Annotated in this window: 14 protein-coding genes; 8 read left to right on the top strand and 6 right to left on the bottom strand. The window is 68.9% G+C overall.

The genetic code is table 11. The annotated features are described in order from the left end of the window. From L5G28_RS12155 to L5G28_RS12145, 3 genes are read right to left on the bottom strand one after another with little or no spacing between them, the layout of a single operon-like run. Entirely contained in the window at positions 1-789 is a 789-nt protein-coding gene (locus L5G28_RS12155; protein ID WP_237001766.1) for a heme ABC transporter ATP-binding protein, read from the bottom strand. After that, a complete protein-coding gene (locus L5G28_RS12150; RefSeq protein ID WP_237001765.1) occupies positions 786-1,856 on the bottom strand; it encodes a FecCD family ABC transporter permease in 1,071 nt (356 codons plus the stop codon). The genes L5G28_RS12155 and L5G28_RS12150 overlap by 4 nt, the downstream gene beginning before the upstream one ends. Next, a complete protein-coding gene (locus tag L5G28_RS12145) occupies positions 1,849-2,847 on the bottom strand; it encodes a heme/hemin ABC transporter substrate-binding protein (protein ID WP_237001764.1) in 999 nt (332 codons plus the stop codon). The genes L5G28_RS12150 and L5G28_RS12145 overlap by 8 nt, the downstream gene beginning before the upstream one ends. A 142-nt stretch (positions 2,848-2,989) precedes the next feature. On the opposite strand from L5G28_RS12145, the gene map reads away from it, so the two are divergent. Genes map through L5G28_RS12130 form a run of 3 tightly spaced genes read left to right on the top strand, consistent with a single transcriptional unit; the run spans position 2,990 to position 6,231 of the window. Beyond that, the gene (gene map / locus L5G28_RS12140) at positions 2,990-3,853 is read left to right on the top strand and encodes a type I methionyl aminopeptidase (RefSeq protein ID WP_236997430.1); all 864 of its coding nucleotides are present in this window, start codon (positions 2,990-2,992) and stop codon (positions 3,851-3,853) included. A 13-nt stretch (positions 3,854-3,866) separates the two neighbouring features. Next, a complete protein-coding gene (locus L5G28_RS12135) occupies positions 3,867-5,435 on the top strand; it encodes a cobyric acid synthase (protein ID WP_237001763.1) in 1,569 nt (522 codons plus the stop codon). Next, positions 5,404-6,231: an alpha/beta fold hydrolase gene (locus tag L5G28_RS12130; RefSeq protein ID WP_372477218.1), complete on the top strand. Its 828-nt coding sequence runs from the start codon at positions 5,404-5,406 to the stop codon at positions 6,229-6,231. The genes L5G28_RS12135 and L5G28_RS12130 overlap by 32 nt, the downstream gene beginning before the upstream one ends. Positions 6,232-6,337: 106 nt before the next feature. Here L5G28_RS12130 and mtr read toward each other — a convergent pair whose 3' ends face one another. Next, positions 6,338-7,741 (bottom strand): mycothione reductase, encoded by a 1,404-nt coding sequence (gene mtr, locus L5G28_RS12125; RefSeq protein WP_265744228.1) that lies wholly within the window; start codon positions 7,739-7,741, stop codon positions 6,338-6,340. 2 nt (positions 7,742-7,743) lie between these two features. After that, the gene (locus L5G28_RS12120) at positions 7,744-8,742 is read right to left on the bottom strand and encodes an alpha/beta hydrolase (protein WP_237001762.1); all 999 of its coding nucleotides are present in this window, start codon (positions 8,740-8,742) and stop codon (positions 7,744-7,746) included. A 151-nt stretch (positions 8,743-8,893) separates the two neighbouring features. Here L5G28_RS12120 and mqo point away from each other — a divergent pair, with 151 nt between their 5' ends. Genes mqo through L5G28_RS12095 form a run of 5 tightly spaced genes read left to right on the top strand, consistent with a single transcriptional unit; the run spans position 8,894 to position 16,050 of the window. Next, positions 8,894-10,387, top strand: a complete 1,494-nt coding sequence (mqo, locus tag L5G28_RS12115) for a malate dehydrogenase (quinone) (RefSeq protein ID WP_237001761.1) — start codon at positions 8,894-8,896, stop codon at positions 10,385-10,387. A gap of 24 nt (positions 10,388-10,411) precedes the next feature. Further along, entirely contained in the window at positions 10,412-12,340 is a 1,929-nt protein-coding gene (locus L5G28_RS12110) for an AAA family ATPase (RefSeq protein WP_237001760.1), read from the top strand. 55 nt (positions 12,341-12,395) lie between these two features. Continuing rightward, complete coding sequence (gene cobO, locus L5G28_RS12105; RefSeq protein WP_236997424.1) at positions 12,396-13,013, top strand: cob(I)yrinic acid a,c-diamide adenosyltransferase; 618 nt, start codon at positions 12,396-12,398, stop codon at positions 13,011-13,013. Continuing rightward, entirely contained in the window at positions 13,010-14,422 is a 1,413-nt protein-coding gene (locus L5G28_RS12100; protein ID WP_372477217.1) for a cobyrinic acid a,c-diamide synthase CobB, read from the top strand. The genes cobO and L5G28_RS12100 overlap by 4 nt, the downstream gene beginning before the upstream one ends. Beyond that, positions 14,419-16,050: a GAF domain-containing sensor histidine kinase gene (locus L5G28_RS12095; RefSeq protein WP_237001758.1), complete on the top strand. Its 1,632-nt coding sequence runs from the start codon at positions 14,419-14,421 to the stop codon at positions 16,048-16,050. The genes L5G28_RS12100 and L5G28_RS12095 overlap by 4 nt, the downstream gene beginning before the upstream one ends. A gap of 20 nt (positions 16,051-16,070) precedes the next feature. Here L5G28_RS12095 and L5G28_RS12090 read toward each other — a convergent pair whose 3' ends face one another. Next, entirely contained in the window at positions 16,071-16,739 is a 669-nt protein-coding gene (locus L5G28_RS12090; RefSeq protein ID WP_236997421.1) for a response regulator transcription factor, read from the bottom strand. Between the last annotated feature and the right edge of the window lie 71 nt (positions 16,740-16,810).

Genomic DNA, 16,810 nt, shown 5'->3' with positions numbered 1-16,810 from the left:
TCACCGGCGGGGGACGATCATCCGTTCGCCGGTCTCCGGGTGATCGAACACCATCACCGGATGGTCGTAGGTGTCGGTCAACAAGTCCTCGGTCATCACGTCGGCGACCGGGCCGATCGCCCGCACCCGACCGTCCTTCATGACGGCGACCCGGTCGGCGTAGGCGGCGGCCAACGACAAGTCGTGGACCACCAGCAGCACGGTGGCTCCGGCCGACGCCCGCGCGGACAGGATCGACAGGACCTGCTCGCTGTGTCCGATGTCGAGGGCCGCGGTCGGCTCGTCGAGCAGCAGGACCGGCGTGTCCTGGGCGAGAGCCCTGGCGAGTGATACGCGCGCCTGCTGCCCGCCGGACAGGTGGGCGAACGGCCGGTCGACGAGGTCGTCGAGCGAGCACTCGGAGATCGCCGCGTCGATCAGGTCCTCCGAGCGCAGGGCCTCGGGCATCCGCGTCCACGGATAGCGGCCCATCTCGACGACCTCGCGAACGGTGAAGGGCGTGTCCAGTCGGTTCGACTGGGTGACCAGTGACCGCAGTCGCGCGAGTGAACGCGCGTCGGCGTGCGCGACGTCGTCGGCGCCGATCATCACGCGGCCCGCGGCGGGGGATCGGATGCCGGAGATAGCCGACAGCAGCGTCGACTTGCCGCACCCGTTCGGTCCGACGAGCGCGACGAGTTCGCCGGGTGCGACGTCGAACGTCACGTCGCGGACCACGACGCGGTGGCCCAGCTCGATGCTGACGTCCTCGACGAGGATCGGGGCTCCGGGGCGGGTCGCGTCGTTCACCAGCCCGCCCCCGCGCTCCGTCGACGCAGCAGGATGAAGAACGCCGGACCGCCGATCAACGACGTCAGCATGCCGAGCGGGAGCTCTCCCGCGGTGAGGGTGCGGGCCGCGAGGTCGGCGGCGGCCACCACGAGCGCACCGCCGAGCGCGCTGGCCGGAAGCAGGACGGCGTGCCGCGGTCCGACGATCAACCGCATCACGTGCGGGACGATCAGGCCGACGAACATCAGGATGCCGGTGAATGCGACCCCGGCGGCTGTCAGGATCGCGACCAGCACGATCACCTGTCGCCGCACCACCTCGACCTTGATGCCGAGCGCCGCTGCCTGCACCTCGCCGAGCGCGAGGAGATCGAGTTTGCGGACCAGCGCCATCCCACCGGCCACACCGGCGACGACGAGCGGCGCGACGATCTTGACCTGATCCCACGTCACGTTGCCTGCCAGCGACCCGAGCTGCCAGAACACGATCTGCTCGCGTGCGGCAGTGCTCGCCACATAGGTGAGGTAGGCGATGATTCCGAGCGCGAACGCGTTCACCGCGATGCCGGTCAACACGAGCATCACCGTCGACGACGCGCCGTCACGCATGCTCAAGGTGTAGACGGCGAACGTGGTGAGCAGCCCGAACAGCCCGGCGGCGCCCGCGATCGCCCAGCCGTTGGTGCCGGTGCCGCCGATCACGATCATCAGGCAGGCGCCGACCGCCGCACCGGACGAGATGCCGATGATGCCCGGCTCGGCGAGCGGATTGGACAGCATCCCCTGCAGCAGGCAGCCCGCCGCGCCGAGAGCGACGCCGACCAGCAGGCCGAGGACGATGCGCGGAAACCGGGTGACCCACAAGGCGTTCTCACCGTTCGGGTGCGACGGCAGCGGCCCGATGTTCAGATGCCAGTGGTGAGCGATCGATCCGAGGACCTCCGACGGCGGGACGTGCACCGCGCCGACGCCCGCCGACGCCACGACGATCACGGCGAGGAGCACGAGGAGGACGCCGCAGGCGATCACGGTGCGGCTGAGCGAGACGCTCAGAATCCGTGTGCGCAGCGTCGAGTGCTCAGGCATAGATCGCCCTCGCGAGCGCCTGCAACACCTGGCCGGTGTCCGGACCGAACATGAGGATCTGGGTCTCGTCCATCGCGACGATCCGCTTGGCCCGGCCGGCCTTCGTCTCCGCGACGGCAGGCAGGTCCAGCACCTTGTCCATGCCGCCGACCGAGTCGGCGCCCTGGGTCATCACCAGGATCACGTCCGGGTCGGCCCTCATCATCTTCTCAGCGCTCACCTGGGTGAATGCGGCTGTCAGCCCGGCTTTGGTGCCTGCGTCGACGCCGCCGAGCTGTTCGATGAGGTCGTCGGCTCCGGAGTCCGGGCCGGACATGAGGATGAGGTGTTCGCCGCGGATGTACAGGAAGGCGATCGTCGGATGACCCGACGGATCGGGGATCGATCGTTTCGCGGCGTCGATCTGCTGCTGCGTGCGCGCGACGAGCTTCTCGCCTGCCGCTGGGACGCCGAGAGCGTCCGCGACGTCGCGGATCAGCTGCGGCGTGGTAGCGACCGATCGTTCGGAGTCGAAGGTGACGACGTCGATCTCGGCGTCACGCAACGCGTCGACCGCGGTCGTCGGATTGGCGTCGGTGCCGGTGAGGACGATCGTCGGATCGGTGTCGAGCACCCGTTCGGTGTTGATCGTGTGGCCGGTGTCGGTCACTTCGGGGACGCCGCGCGCCGACGGGAACGTCGTCGACTTGTCGCGGCCGACGACATGCGGCCCGAGTCCGAGCGCGTACACGATGGTGCCGAGCGTCCCGTTGCGATCGAGCGCGACGATGCGTTCGGACTGCGCCGACACCGGCGGATCGGTCTGAACCGGCACCACATCGGCGTCGGCGATGTGGGCGACGGTCGGGCCCGACCGCAGGGGCGCGGTCGACTCGGAGTGCAGTGCGCCGGTGTCGATCGGCTCGGTGGTGCATCCGGCCAGGGCGACGAGGATGAGTAGAGCGGTCGCCGCAACGGCGACGAGCGAGTGGATGCGTCGAGAGTCAACCACCGTCGGACCCGCCTGTCTGCACTCGTGAACTCGCGCCGGTAACCGGCTGTTAGGACCACCTTACCTAAGCGTCCGGTCGCACTGACCGGCCGGTCCCGGGCTGTGTGGCGTCGCCGCCGCGACGAGTGAAACAATCGAGCGCATGACAGTTCGCGCTCCGTTGACCCCCGGCGTCGTCTCGCCGATCCTGCCCGTGCCCGACTCCGTCGAACGACCGGAGTACGCGTGGAAGGACACCGTCAACGAAGGCCATGAGCCGTGGGTGCAGACTCCTGAGACCATCGAGAAGATGCGGGTCGCGTCGAAGATCGCGGCCAACGCCCTCGCCGAGGCCGGTCGTGCCGTCGCGCCGGGAGTGACCACCGATCAACTCGACCGGATCGCCCACGAGTACATGATCGATCACGGCGCCTACCCGTCGACGCTCGGCTACAAGGCGTTCCCGAAGTCGTGCTGTACTTCGCTCAACGAGGTGATCTGCCACGGGATCCCCGACTCGACAGTGATCGCGGACGGCGACATCGTCAACATCGACGTGACCGCGTACATCGACGGGGTGCACGGCGACACCAACGCCACGTTCCTGGCAGGCGACGTGTCGCAGGAGGCCCGTGACCTCGTCGAGCGCACGCGCATCGCCACCGAGCGCGCCATCAAAGCCGTCAAGCCCGGGCGTGCGCTGAATGTGGTCGGCCGCGTCATCGAGGCGTACGCGACCCGGTTCGGGTACAGCGTGGTCCGTGACTTCACCGGCCACGGCATCGGCGAGACGTTCCACAACGGGCTCGTCGTGCTCCACTACGACCAGCCCGCCGTCGACACCGTCCTCGAGCCCGGGATGGTGTTCACGATCGAGCCGATGATCAACCTCGGCGGACTCGACTGGGAGATGTGGGACGACGATTGGACCGTCGTCACCGCCGACCGGAAGTGGACCGCTCAGTTCGAGCACACGCTCGTCGTCACCGACACCGGCGCCGAAGTCCTCACCCTGCCCGACGCGTGAATCCGGGCGAGTCGTGACAGCGGCCGGCGCGTTGCTGGTGGGCGGGACCAGCAGTGACGCCGGAAAGAGCCTGATCGTCGCCGGCCTGTGCCGTGCGCTGGCTCGCGACGGTGTCCGAGTGGCGCCGTTCAAAGCGCAGAACATGTCGAACAATTCGGCGCTCACCCTCGACGGCGGCGAGATCGGGCGCGCGCAGGCGCTGCAGGCGACCGCATGCGGTTTGCTGCCCGACACCCGGTTCAACCCGGTGCTCCTGAAGCCGGGCAGTGACCGCCGGTCGCACGTGATCGTCCGCGGCCGCCCCTACGGCGACGTGGGGGCCGTCGACTACCACGCGCGTCGCGCCGAACTCGCGGACGTCGTCGCCGCCGAGCTGTCGTCCCTCCGTGACGAGTTCGACGTGGTGATCTGTGAGGGCGCCGGTTCGGTCGCCGAAGTGAACCTGCGGGCCACCGACATCGCGAACATGGGGTTGGCCCGCGCCGCACACATCCCGGTGCTGGTGGTCACCGACATCGATCGTGGCGGTTCGCTCGCGCACCTGTTCGGGACGCTAGCGCTACTGGAACCCGCCGACCAGGCGCTCATCGCAGGCTTCGTCGTCAACAAGTTCCGCGGGGACCCGTCGCTCCTGGCGCCCGGACTGGACACGATTCGTGAGCGCACCGGCCGCCCGACGCTCGGGGTGCTGCCGTTCGCGGACGACCTGTGGATCGACGCCGAGGACTCGCTGGCCTCCCCGGTGGGACGTCGTGTCGGCGGACGGACGGCGTACTCGGGCGGACCTCGGTTGGCAGTCGCGGCCATCCGGTTGCCCCGCACCTCGAACACCACCGACGTCGAAGCGCTCGCCTGCGAACCAGACGTCGACGTGACGTGGGTCGACGATCCGTCCTCCGTGCGCGCTGCCGACCTCGTCGTGCTGCCCGGCTCCCGCGCGAGCGTCGACGACCTCGACTGGCTCCGGGAGAGGGGACTCGCCGACGCGGTGGTCGAACGCGCACAGTCGGGGCGGCCCGTCCTCGGCGTGTGCGGCGGTTTCCAGATGCTGAGCCGACGGATCGTCGACTCGGTCGAGTCCGGTCGGGGAGCGGTCGACGGACTCGGTCTCCTCGACGTCGACATCGAGTTCCGTACCGCGAAGACGCTGCGCCGGTTCTCCGGGCACAGCCGAAAGTCCGTCGGGGCCGGATCGGCCGCCGTGTCCGGATACGAGATCCATCACGGTGTCGCCGTCCGCAACGGTGAACGGACGTGGCTCGTCGACGACGAGACCGGCCCGGAAGGAGCGCGGTCGGGCGTCGTCGCCGGAACCCACTGTCACGGCCTGTTCGAGGCCGACGACTTCCGCCGCGACTACCTGCTCGACGTGGCGCGCGCGGTCGGGAAGGACGCCTTCGCGCCCGCGCCCGGACTCTCGACTCGCGCAGTGCGTGAACGACAACTCGACGCGATGGCCGACCTCGTCACAACCCACCTCGACATGAGAGCTGTCCACCGATTGCTGGCGGGCGGTGCAGGGTCGATGCCGACCGTCCTATCCTGGCTGAGTGGAGACCGAACATCTGACCATCGACCATGACGGCCTGAGCTTCGACGTACGACTGTCCGGACCGGCCCGCGGACCGGTCGCCGTGCTTCTACACGGCTTCCCGGTGGACTCGCGGTGCTGGGACGAGGTGATCCCGCGACTGCACGAGTCGGGTATGCGGACGGTGACCATCGACCAGCGCGGCTACAGCCCGGGTGCGCGACCGGAGGGCGTCGACGCCTACACCCTCGACAAGTTGACCGGCGACGTCCTCGCGATCCTCGGCCATCTGAACATCGCGTACTCGATGGTCGTCGGCCACGACTGGGGCGGGATCGTCGCATGGCATCTCGCCGCGAACAACCCGGGCCGGTTCACCAGCCTCGTCGCGATCAGCACCGGGCACCCGTCGGCGATGCGCGACGCACTCGCCGGCAGCGACGATCAGCGCGAACGGTCGTCGTACATCAAATTGTTCGTCGCACCCGACGCCGAGGACACGATCGCCGCCGACGGCGGCGCACGCCTGCGCGCGTCCGGGGTCACCGACGCCGAACTCGAGCCGCTGCTCGAGCCGGGAGCCCTCACCGGCCCGCTCAACTGGTATCGCGCCAACTTCACCGGCGACATCGCGACCAAGTTGGCGTGCCCGCCCGTCGAGATCCCGACGACCATGGTGTGGAGCGACGCCGACAGTGCGTTGGGCCGCGACCAGGCCGAGCTCAGCGGGCGATACGCGTACGGCGACTACCGCTTCTCGGTGGTGACCGGCGTCGACCACTGGGTGCCGCAGAACGCTCCGGCCGCCGTGGCCAGCGAGATCGCGCTGCGCTCGAGTCTGTTCTGAGGGACCGGCCGCTATCCCCACACCCGCGAGTATCCCCACACCCGCGAGTATCCCCACACCCGCGAGTATCCCCACACCCGCGAGTATCCCCAGACTCGCGTGAGCCTCAGATGTCCAACCCGAGCAGAGCGTTCTCGACGACCTCGGGGAGGGCCGGGTGAATCCAGTACTGGCCGCGCGCCATCTCGTGGGCGGTGAGACCGAAGCTCATCGCCTGGATCACCGGTTGGATGATCGACGACGCCTGTGCGCCGAGCAGGTGGGCGCCGAGGATCCGGCCGGTTCCGCGTTCGGCGATCACCTTGCAGACGCCGACGGTGTCCTCCATCGCCCACCCGTACGCGACATCGCCGTAGTTCTGCACCTTGACCGTGATGTCGAAGCCCTGTGCGCGAGCCGCGTCCTCGGTGAGGCCGACAGTCGCGATCTGCGGATGCGTGAACACCGCGGCCGGGACAGCCCGATAGTCGAACGCATCGAGGTCGGCGGCGTCCCAACCCTTCAACAGGTTGCCTTGCACGACGCGCTGCTCGTGGTTGGCGACGTGTTTGAGCTGGTACGGCGAACTGACGTCGCCGAGCGCCCACACGCCGCGCGCCGGGGTGCGCCCGTGCGCGTCGACGGGGACCCGGCCGTCGTCGGTGAGATCGATTCCGATGCTCTCCAGTCCGAGCAGGTCCCCGTTCGGGGTCCGTCCGGTCGCGACCAGGAGTGAGTCGGCGTCGAGCGACCCACCGTCGGCGAACTCGAGCCGGATCCCGCCGTCGGGCAGCTGTGACGCCGCGGTGACCGGCGAGTCGAGGCGGACGTCCCACAGCGTCGACGCGACGTCAGTGAACCGGTCGGCGATGTCGGAGTCGAGGGCCCGCAGCAGCTTCGGGCCGCGTGCGATGACCGACACCTGGGTGCCGAGTGCCGAGAAGACGTGGGCGAACTCGGCGGCGATGTAGCCACTGCCGAGGATCGCCAGCCGTTTCGGCAGTTCGGGGAGACGCATGACGTCGGCGTTGGTGTGGAACGGGACACCCGATGTGGCGATCACCTCGGGGATGTCGCTGCGCGCGCCCGCCGCGATGACGACCTCGGTCGCCAGCACGACGTCGCCGTCCGCGGTGAGCAGTCGGTAACGTCCGGTCTCGTCGTCGCGTCCGTCGAAGACCACGTGGCTCGCGTAGACCGTCACGTTCTCGCAGCGGTCGACGCGGTACTCGCGTCCGCCCGCCTCGATCGGGTCGATGCGACCGAACACGCGGGCGACGATGGCGGGCCAGTCGACGGCCTCCACGCGAGCGTCGACCCCGTATTTGCCGGATTCGCGGGCGGCGGCCGCGATGTCCGCGGCGTAGACGAACATCTTGGTCGGGATACAACCGACGTTCATGCACGTTCCGCCGAACAGTCCCTCCTCGAAGATGGCGATGCTCGTCGCGTCGAATCGTTCGTCGGGGACCGAGTTGCCGCTGCCCGCCCCGATGATCGCCAGATCGACCTGAGCCGTACCTGCTTGCAGTGTCACTGTTCGAACTCGCTTTCCATCCACCGGTCGACCTCTGCGTACGCGGTTGTGCGGACGCGTTCGATCGACAGGAACACGTCGTGGCGGGCGTCGGGTACCGCGACCGCGAGAACCCGCTCGCCGAGACAACCGGACCACTGCGCGATTTGTTTCACGTCGAGCACGCAGTCGGCGGTGTCGACCGCGGGATCGTAGCGCCCGTGGAATGCCGACTTGTCCGATCGAAGGACGAGCGTCGGCACGCCGACGTTGATGCCGCCGTGCACCTTCCGGTGTCCTGCGCGGACGGCCGTCATCCAGCCGAACGTCGCAGGGAACCCGCCCAGCGGCTTGCGGACGAGGTCGTACGTCCACTCGCCGTGGGCATCCGAGTGGAGGCTGTCGCCGTACGCCGACGACGACGGCCGCGGAATCTCCTGCTTGCCGCGGACCGATCCGACCGCCGAGATCAGCCTGCCCGCGGCAGCCGTCCGAAGCCTCGGATCACCCTGCAGGTCGAGCCACGGACTGTTCAAGAGCAGACCGATCACATGGCCGTGCCGTTCGGGATCGTCGGTGCGGAGCCGGTCGAGCCACAGCGGGGCGACGAGCCCGCCCGTCGAATGCGCGGCGACGATGACCTGCGGGGATCCGCCCGCAGCGCTCACCTCGTCGGTGACGATGTCGAGCGCAGTTCCCAGTTCCTCGTCGTAGTAGGCGAGGTCGCTGGTGTAGTGCGGAGAGTGTTGGGCCGACAACGACCGGCCGCACTTGCGCAAGTCCAACGCGTAGAAGGCGAAGCCGCGCTCGTGGAAGAAGTCGGCCAACTCGGTCTGGAAGAAGTAGTCGGTGAAGCCGTGCACATAGAGGACGGCGCCGCGCGGCGTATCGACGGCGCCCGGTTTGCGGACCAGGTGCGCGTTGATCGGGTCTTCACCGTCGGGGTCGGGGGTGAGTGGGAGGGTGCGGACCTCGTAGCCCTCAAGGAATTCATCGGGTCGCCAGTCGGTGATCACGCCCCTACTCTAAGGCTTGTCGCTCACGACACATTTGCGTGCACCGATGCGACGTGTCAACGCGCGATGGTGAACAATGACTGTCGAAGAATCTCCGCGGTGGTACGCGGAGAGGCAGCCAGGCACCCCGAGGGCGGAAGAGAGCAGCAGCGTGTCGCAGAAGGTCATCAAGACGGACGTGGCGTTGATCGGCGCCGGAATCATGAGCGCGACCCTGGGCACGCTCATCCGACAGCTGGAACCGAACTGGTCGATCAGCCTCTTCGAGCGGCTCGACGCGGCAGCCGCCGAGAGCAGCGATCCGTGGAACAACGCGGGCACCGGCCACTCGGCGCTGTGCGAGCTCAACTACACCCCGGCCGGTGCGAACGGTGACATCGACATCACCAAGGCGCTCAACATCAACGAACAGTTCCAGACGTCCCGCCAGTTCTGGGCGCACGGCGTCGACAACGGTGTCCTCGGCGCCCCGGACGAGTTCATCAACCCGATCCCGCACGTCAGCTTCTGCCACGGCGCAGACGGCGTCGAGTTCCTGCGTAAGCGTCACGCCGCCCTGTCGAGCCAGACGGTCTTCGAGGGCATGGAGTTCATCGACGACGACGATGTGTTCGCTGAGCGTCTCCCGCTGATGGGTGAGGGCCGCGACTATTCGGATCCGGTGGGCCTCAACTGGTTCACGCAGGGCACGGACGTCGACTTCGGAGCTCTCACCCAGCAGCTCCTCAATTACGTCGGACGCGACGCCGATCTGTACTTCGGCCATGAGGTCCGCAACCTGACCAAGCAGTCCGACGGCAGCTGGGTCGTGAAGATCCGCAACACCCGCACCGGCGAGAAGCTTCGCGTCGAGGCGCGTTTCGTGTTCGTCGGCGCAGGCGGCGGCGCACTGCATCTGCTGCAGCGTTCGGGCATCAAGGAGGCCAAGGGCTTCGGCGGCTTCCCGGTCAGCGGCGAGTTCTTCCGTTGCACCAACCCGGACGTCATCGCCGAGCACTCGGCCAAGGTGTACGGTCAGGCGGCTGTCGGCGCCCCGCCGATGTCGGTGCCGCACCTGGACACGCGCGTCATCAACGGCGACAAGGGGCTGCTGTTCGGCCCGTATGCCGGCTGGTCGCCCAAGTTCCTCAAGACCGGCGGCGTCATGGACCTGCCGAAGTCGGTGAAGCCGGGCAACCTGCTCCCGATGATGTCGATCGCGCCGAAGGAGTTCGGCCTGCTCAAGTACCTGATCTCGGAGCTGTCCGCGAGCCTCAACGACCGCGTGACCACACTCCGGGACTTCGCTCCGAAGGCGGTCGGCGACGACTGGGAGCTGATCACCGCGGGCCAGCGTGTCCAGGTGATCCGCAAGAACGGCCTCGGCGGCAGCCTTGAGTTCGGCACGGCCGTCGTCACTTCCGAAGACGGCTCGATGGCGGGCCTGCTCGGCGCGTCGCCGGGCGCGTCGACCGCGGTCCCCGCGATGATCTCGATTCTCGAGAAGTGTTTCACCGCCCACTTCGACGGCTGGAAGCCGAAGCTGACGGAGATGATCCCGTCGTTCGGCCAGAAGCTCAACGACAACCCCGCGCTCTACCGCGAGATGTGGGACTGGACCAATAAGAGCCTGAAGCTCACCGAGAGCGCTGTCGAGAAGCAGTGACTCCCGAGATCGGTGCCTGACCTCGTGTCGGCCTCTGGCGCGCATTTCCCGTTCAGCGCGGTCGTCGGCCAGGATCGGCTGAAGCTCGCGCTCGTCCTGTCGGCCGTGTCGCCGGGTATCGGCGGTGTGCTGATCCGTGGCGAGAAGGGCACTGCGAAATCGACGATCGTGCGCGGTCTGGCACCACTGCTCGGCGAAACGTCTCGCGTCGTGGAACTGCCGATCGGCGCCACCGAAGACCGAGTGGTCGGGTCGTTGGACCTGACGCGAGTGCTGCGCGACGGGCAGGCGCACTTCACGCCCGGTCTGCTCGCACAGGCCGACGGCGGAGTCCTCTACATCGACGAGGCCAACCTGCTGTCAGATCACCTCGTCGACGTTCTGCTCGACGCCGCGGCGAGCGGCCGGGTGACCGTCGAACGTGACGGGGTCTCGCATACGCAGTCGGCCAAGTTCGTGCTCGTCGGCACCATGAACCCGGAAGAGGGCGAACTGCGGCCTCAGCTGCTCGACCGGTTCGGTCTCGTCGTCGACGTCGCGGGACCGCGCGATGTGGACGAACGCGTGTCCATCGTGACCTCCCGAATGGCGTACGACGCCGACCCCGACGCTTTCGCCGCCGACCATCGGGTCGCCGAGGACACGCTGGCTGCGTGGATCGCGCAGGCCCGCGCACTGTTGCCGACCGTCGCACTGCCCACCGCTGAGCTCCGGCGGATCGCGGGCATCTGTGCGCACCTGGACGTCGACGGTCTGCGCGGCGACATCGTCATGGCGCGGACCGCGTCCGCACACGCCGCCTGGCGGGGTGCCGTGGAGGTCAACGAGGACGACGTCCGCATCGCCGCCGAGCTGGCGCTGCCGCACCGTCGTCGCCGGAACCCGTTCGACGACTCGTCGATGTCGGAAGAACTGCTCGACGAAGCACTGGGCGCCGGAGACGAAGCGGCAAGCGACGACACGACTGCACGCGACGAAACAGGCGAGAGCGAGACAGGCGAGAGCGAGACAGGCGAGAACGATCCTGACGGGCCCGACCCCGATGGCCCAGACACCGATGGCCCAGACTCTGATGGCCCAGACCCTGATGGCCCAGATCCGGACGGTCCCGACACCGATCCGCCGGGCGGCGGGGGAGCGACCGGCCCGCAGTTCGGGGCGACACCGGGCTCCGGCAGTGCGCGGATCCGCACGTTCCGCGCCGCGGGCGTCGGCGACGGGGAGCCGGGACGTCGTTCGCGGGCGCGCAGCACGCGCGGCGCGACGGTCCGCGACATCGAGTTCGGTACGAGGACACCCGTCCACCTCTTCGGCACGGTCTTGTCGGCGGCACGGCGCAGCGCGGGCGACGGGGTGCCGGCGGTGGAGCCGTCGGATCTGCGTGGCGCCGAACGTGTCGGCACCGAATCGAATCTCGTCGTGTTCCTCGTCGACCTGTCCGGGTCGATGACGGCGCGATCACGCCTGGCGGCCGTGCGGGACGCCTGCGTGGAACTCCTCCGCGACTCGTACACGCGGCGCGACCGGGTGTCGGTCGTCGTCGCGTGCGGGAAGGACGCGTACATCGCGGTCCCGCCGACCCGGTCGGTCGACCTCGCGGTCGCGCGCCTGGCCCAAGTCCGCACCGGCGGTCGGACGCCACTCGGCGAAGGACTCATGCGCAGCGTCGAAGTCATCGACCGTGCCGCACGCACCGATCCACAGCGACGTCCGCTCCTCGTGGTGGTATCGGACGGTCGTGCGACCGGCGGAAAGGACGCCGCCCGTCGAGCCGAGGCCGCGGCCGACGACGTGGCCCGGCGGGGTGTGGCGAGTGTCGTCGTCGACTGCGAACAGGGTTTCGTCAAGCTCGGAACCGCGGTCTCCCTCGCTCGCCGTCTCGGCGCCGAGTACGTGCCGTTGGCCGACCTCGCCGACGTCGGCCTCGCCGGCCGCGTGCGCGGCGTCGCCTGATACCACCATCAGGCCGGGGGTAATCAACCCGGGGTTCCTGGCTAGGGTAGAACGCATGCCTCAAGGAGTCCCCGAGTCCGTGCCGAACGACGGGCTCACCACCCGTCAACGGCGTAACCAGCCCGTCCTGGGTGTCCACACCGGCCCCGGAAAGGGCAAGTCGACGGCGGCGTTCGGAATGGCGATGCGGGCGTGGAACGCGGGCATGGACGTCGCGGTTTTCCAGTTCGTCAAGAGCGCCAAGTGGAAGGTCGGCGAGGAGTCGACGTTGCTCACGCTGGGGCGACTTCACGAGCAGACCGGCGAGGGCGGTCCCGTCCAATGGCACAAGATGGGACAGGGCTGGTCGTGGATCCGTAAGAACGAGGACGCCGAAGCCGACCACGCCGAGGCAGCCCGTGCCGGGTGGACGGAGATCTCACGCCGGATCGCCGCCGCCGAGCACGACTTCTATGTCCTCGACGAGTTCACGTATCCGTTGCACTGGGGCTGGATCGACGTCGACGAGGTCGTCGCAGCACTTCGGGAGCGGCCGGGGCGACAGCACGTGATCATCACCGGCCGGTACGCGCCCGAGACATTGATGGACGCCGCCGACCTCGTCACCGAGATGACGAAGGTGAAGCATCCGATGGACGCCGGACGCAAAGGCCAGAAGGGCGTCGAGTGGTGACAGGCGCACCACCGACCGTCGTCATCGCAGCCCCCGCGTCGGGCAGCGGTAAGACGACGATCACGACCGGCCTCGTCGGCGCGCTCGCCGCGGCGGGGCACACTGTCGCGCCGTTCAAAGTGGGGCCCGACTACATCGACCCCGGCTACCACGCGCTGGCCGCGGGTAGGCCCGGACGCAACCTCGACCCGAACCTGGTGGGCGAGCACCGGATCGGACCGCTGTTCGCGGCAGGCTGCGTCGGCGCCGACATCGCGGTAGTGGAAGGCGTGATGGGGCTCTTCGACGGCCGGATCACCGATGATCCCGGCACCCTCGGAGTCGGTTCCACCGCACACGTCGCCACGCTGATCGGGGCGCCGGTGATCCTCGTCGTCGACGCGGGGGGCCACAGTCAGTCGCTCGCCGCGCTCTTGCACGGCTTCGTCGCGTACGACCCGGCCGTCCACGTCGCAGGCGTGATCCTCAACCGGGTCGGCTCGGATCGACACGAGGCGGTGCTCCGACAGTCGTGCGACCGCGTCGGTCTACCCGTGTTCGGCGTCGTCCGACGCGATGCGGCGTTGACGGTGCCGTCCCGCCACCTCGGGCTGATCCCGGCGGCCGAGCGCAGCGCGGACGCGGTGGCGGCCGTCGCCGCCATCACCGAGAAGGTCGGCTCGGGTCTGGACGTCGACGCCCTCGTACGACTGGCGAGATCGGCGTCGGGAACATCGGCCGCGCGTTGGTCGGCGGACGACGAGATGGCCGACCACCGGGTCGCAGGCGGACCGGTGATCGCCGTGGCGCACGGGGCGGCCTTCACGTTCGGCTACGCCGAACACCCGGAACTGTTGGCGGCGGCGGGTGCCCACGTGGCCGGCTTCGACCCGCTGCACGACCGCCTGCCGACCGACACCGCAGGCGTCGTCATCGGCGGTGGCTTCCCCGAAGAGCATGCCGCCGACCTGGCCGCGAACGACGGTCTGCGCCGCGACCTGGCGGCGCACGTCGCCGCGGGCCGGCCGGTCCACGCCGAATGCGCTGGACTGCTGTACCTGACGTCGATGCTCGACGCGCACCCGATGGTCGGGGCCGTCGACGCGGTCGGCGCCTTCGGGCCCCGACTCACCCTGGGCTACCGCGACGCCGTCGCCGTGGCCGACTCTGTCCTCTACCGGACCGGCGAGCGCGTGACCGGACACGAGTTCCACCGCAGCACAGTCGACTTCGCCGGTGAACGGACCCCGGCGTGGGCGTGGCGCGGTGTCGACGGGAATGCCGTCGACGGTGTGGTCGGGCGCGGCGTCCACGCCTCCTATCTGCACGTCCACCCGGCAGGCGTCCCACACGCTGTCGGACGGTTCGTCCAGGCGACCCGAACGGTTCGGGCGCCCCGGGACGCTCTCCTGGATCGGGCGGGACGATGACCGACCGCCGACGTATCGACAGCAAGGCGTTCACCGAGGTCCGTGCGGCCGTCGACGCGCTCGCCGCCAAGGACGGCAACGATCCGACCGCACTGCGGGACGTCCTGGAGGCGGTGCTCCTGGTCGGCCAGGGGCTCGAGATCGATGCCGCGCTGCAACGGATCGTGGAGGTGGCGGCCGCCGTCCTCGACGCCCGCTACTGTGCGCTCGGCGTCCGCGGCCCGGAACTGAGCCTGCAGGCGTTCGTGTACACCGGCATCACGCCTGAGCAACGTGTGCACATGGGGCCGCTGCCCATCGGTCGCGGTGTGCTGGGGGAGTTGCTGCACCATCCCGAGGTGCTCCGCATCCCGCGGCTGTCCGACCATCCGTCGTCGGTCGGATTCCCGCCGAACCACCCGCCGATGGACACGTTCCTCGGTGCGCCGATCATCGTGCGCGGTGAGCTGTTCGGCAGCATCTATCTGACTGAGAAGCAGGGGGCGGACGAGTTCACCGAACTCGACGAGACGATCGTCGGTGTCCTCGCTGTCGCGGCGGGCATCGCCGTCGACAACGCCCGATCGTACGAGGGCGCGCAGACGCGGATGCTGTGGATGAAACTGCTCGCCGACCGGGGCAGCGAGCCGCTGCGCGGGATCTCCGTCGACGAGACGCTCGACGGCATGTGTCGCGACGTCGCGGCGCTCACCGACGCCGCCGACGTGTACATCGTGACGGGATCGCGGTTGGACGCACACACCGGTGACGAGGTCGACGTCACCGATCTGGCGACCGTCGTCGAGGCGACGGGAGGGGTACTGGCTCTCCGCCATTTCGACATCGAACGCAGCTGGCTGCGGCATGGTGCGCGCTGGGTGACGGTGCAGCCGGTGCAGAGCGAGCCCGGCCAGTTCCGTGCACTGGTCCTGACCCACACCGAACGTCGGTTCTGGACGGCAGAGGAGTGGGCGGGCATGGCGGGGGTCGCGCGTGTCGCGTCCCTGTCGATCGCGTACTCCGAACAGCAGCGGCTCACCGGCGAGATGACGCTGCTGGCCGAACGTCATCGGATCGCCCGCGACCTGCACGACCTGGTGATTCAGCGCCTATTCGCGATCGGCATGTCGATGCAGGCCATGCGGCCCGCGGTCGGCGACCCCGACCTGGACGCGCGGATGGATCAGATCGTCACCGATCTCGACGCGACCATCGCGCAGATCCGCACGTCGATCTTCGACCTGCAGAGCCTGCCGGGCGGCGACGAGACCCGGACGCTGCGTCGTCGGGTGCTCGACGTGGTCTCCGAGCTGGCCGCGCACGCGTCGATGAGCCCGAACGTCGTATTCGTCGGGCCGGTCGACACAGTCGTGCCGGAGACCCTGTCGCCGCACATCGAGGCGGTGCTGCGCGAAGGACTGTCGAACGCTCTCCGGCATTCGGGCGCGGATTTGATCAGTGTGCGCATCGTCGCCGCAGAAGAGGTGACCGTCGAGGTCACCGACAACGGACGCGGTGTTCCGGCGGACGTCACCCAATCGGGTCTGCGGAATCTGGCGCGGCGCGCCGACGACTGCGACGGCGTCTTCACGATCGCGGCGCGTACTGGCGGCGGGACGACGATCACCTGGACCGCCCCGCTGGGGTGACTACTCGCGCCGCGGCCGGTTCAGTGCTCGCGGCCACGCAGCTCGGTGGCGAGCACGGCGACCTGGGTGCGGCGCTGCATGTCGAGTTTCGACAGGATCCGCGACACGTAGTTCTTGATCGTCTTCTCGGCGAGGAACATCCGATCGGCGATCTGCCGGTTGGTGAGGCCTTCACCGATGAGCTGGAACACTTCTCGCTCCTGCGCGGTGAGCTGGGCGATCGGATCGGTCGGCTCGCCCTGGCGCAGCTTCGCCAGGAGTGCCGACGTGCTCTTCGCGTCGAGGAGTGATCCGCCGTGGCCGACGGTCCGGACCGCGTCGATCAGATTGTGGCCGAGGATCTGTTTCAGGACGAAACCCGAGGCTCCGGCGAGCACTGCCGCGAGGAGCGCGTCGTCGTCGGCGTAGCTCGTCAACATGAGGCAGTGGATCGCCGGGTTCTCGGCGCGGACGTCGCGGCATAGCTCCACCCCGTTGCCATCGGCGAGTCGGACGTCGAGGACTGCTACGTCGGGCGCGGTCGCCGCGATCTGGACCCTTGCCTCGCCGACGGTCGCCGCCTCGCCGACCACGTCGAGGTCGGGAGCGGTCGACAACAGGTCGCGGAGTCCGCGTCGGACGAGTTCGTGATCGTCGACGAGGAACACACGGACTCGGCGATGCGGTGACTGCGATTGCACTGAACTCATGGGTGCCAGATTACCGCAGGTGAGGGCGGGACTCGGGGCCCCGGCGGGTCAGGACTTTCGCCCCGGGCGCG

The sequence above is a fragment of the Gordonia liuliyuniae genome (assembly GCF_021739025.1).
Classification (GTDB): Bacteria; Actinomycetota; Actinomycetes; order Mycobacteriales; family Mycobacteriaceae; genus Gordonia; species Gordonia liuliyuniae.
The sequence above is the reverse complement of the archived record's forward strand: the minus strand, read 5'-3'. Positions and strand labels throughout refer to the sequence as shown.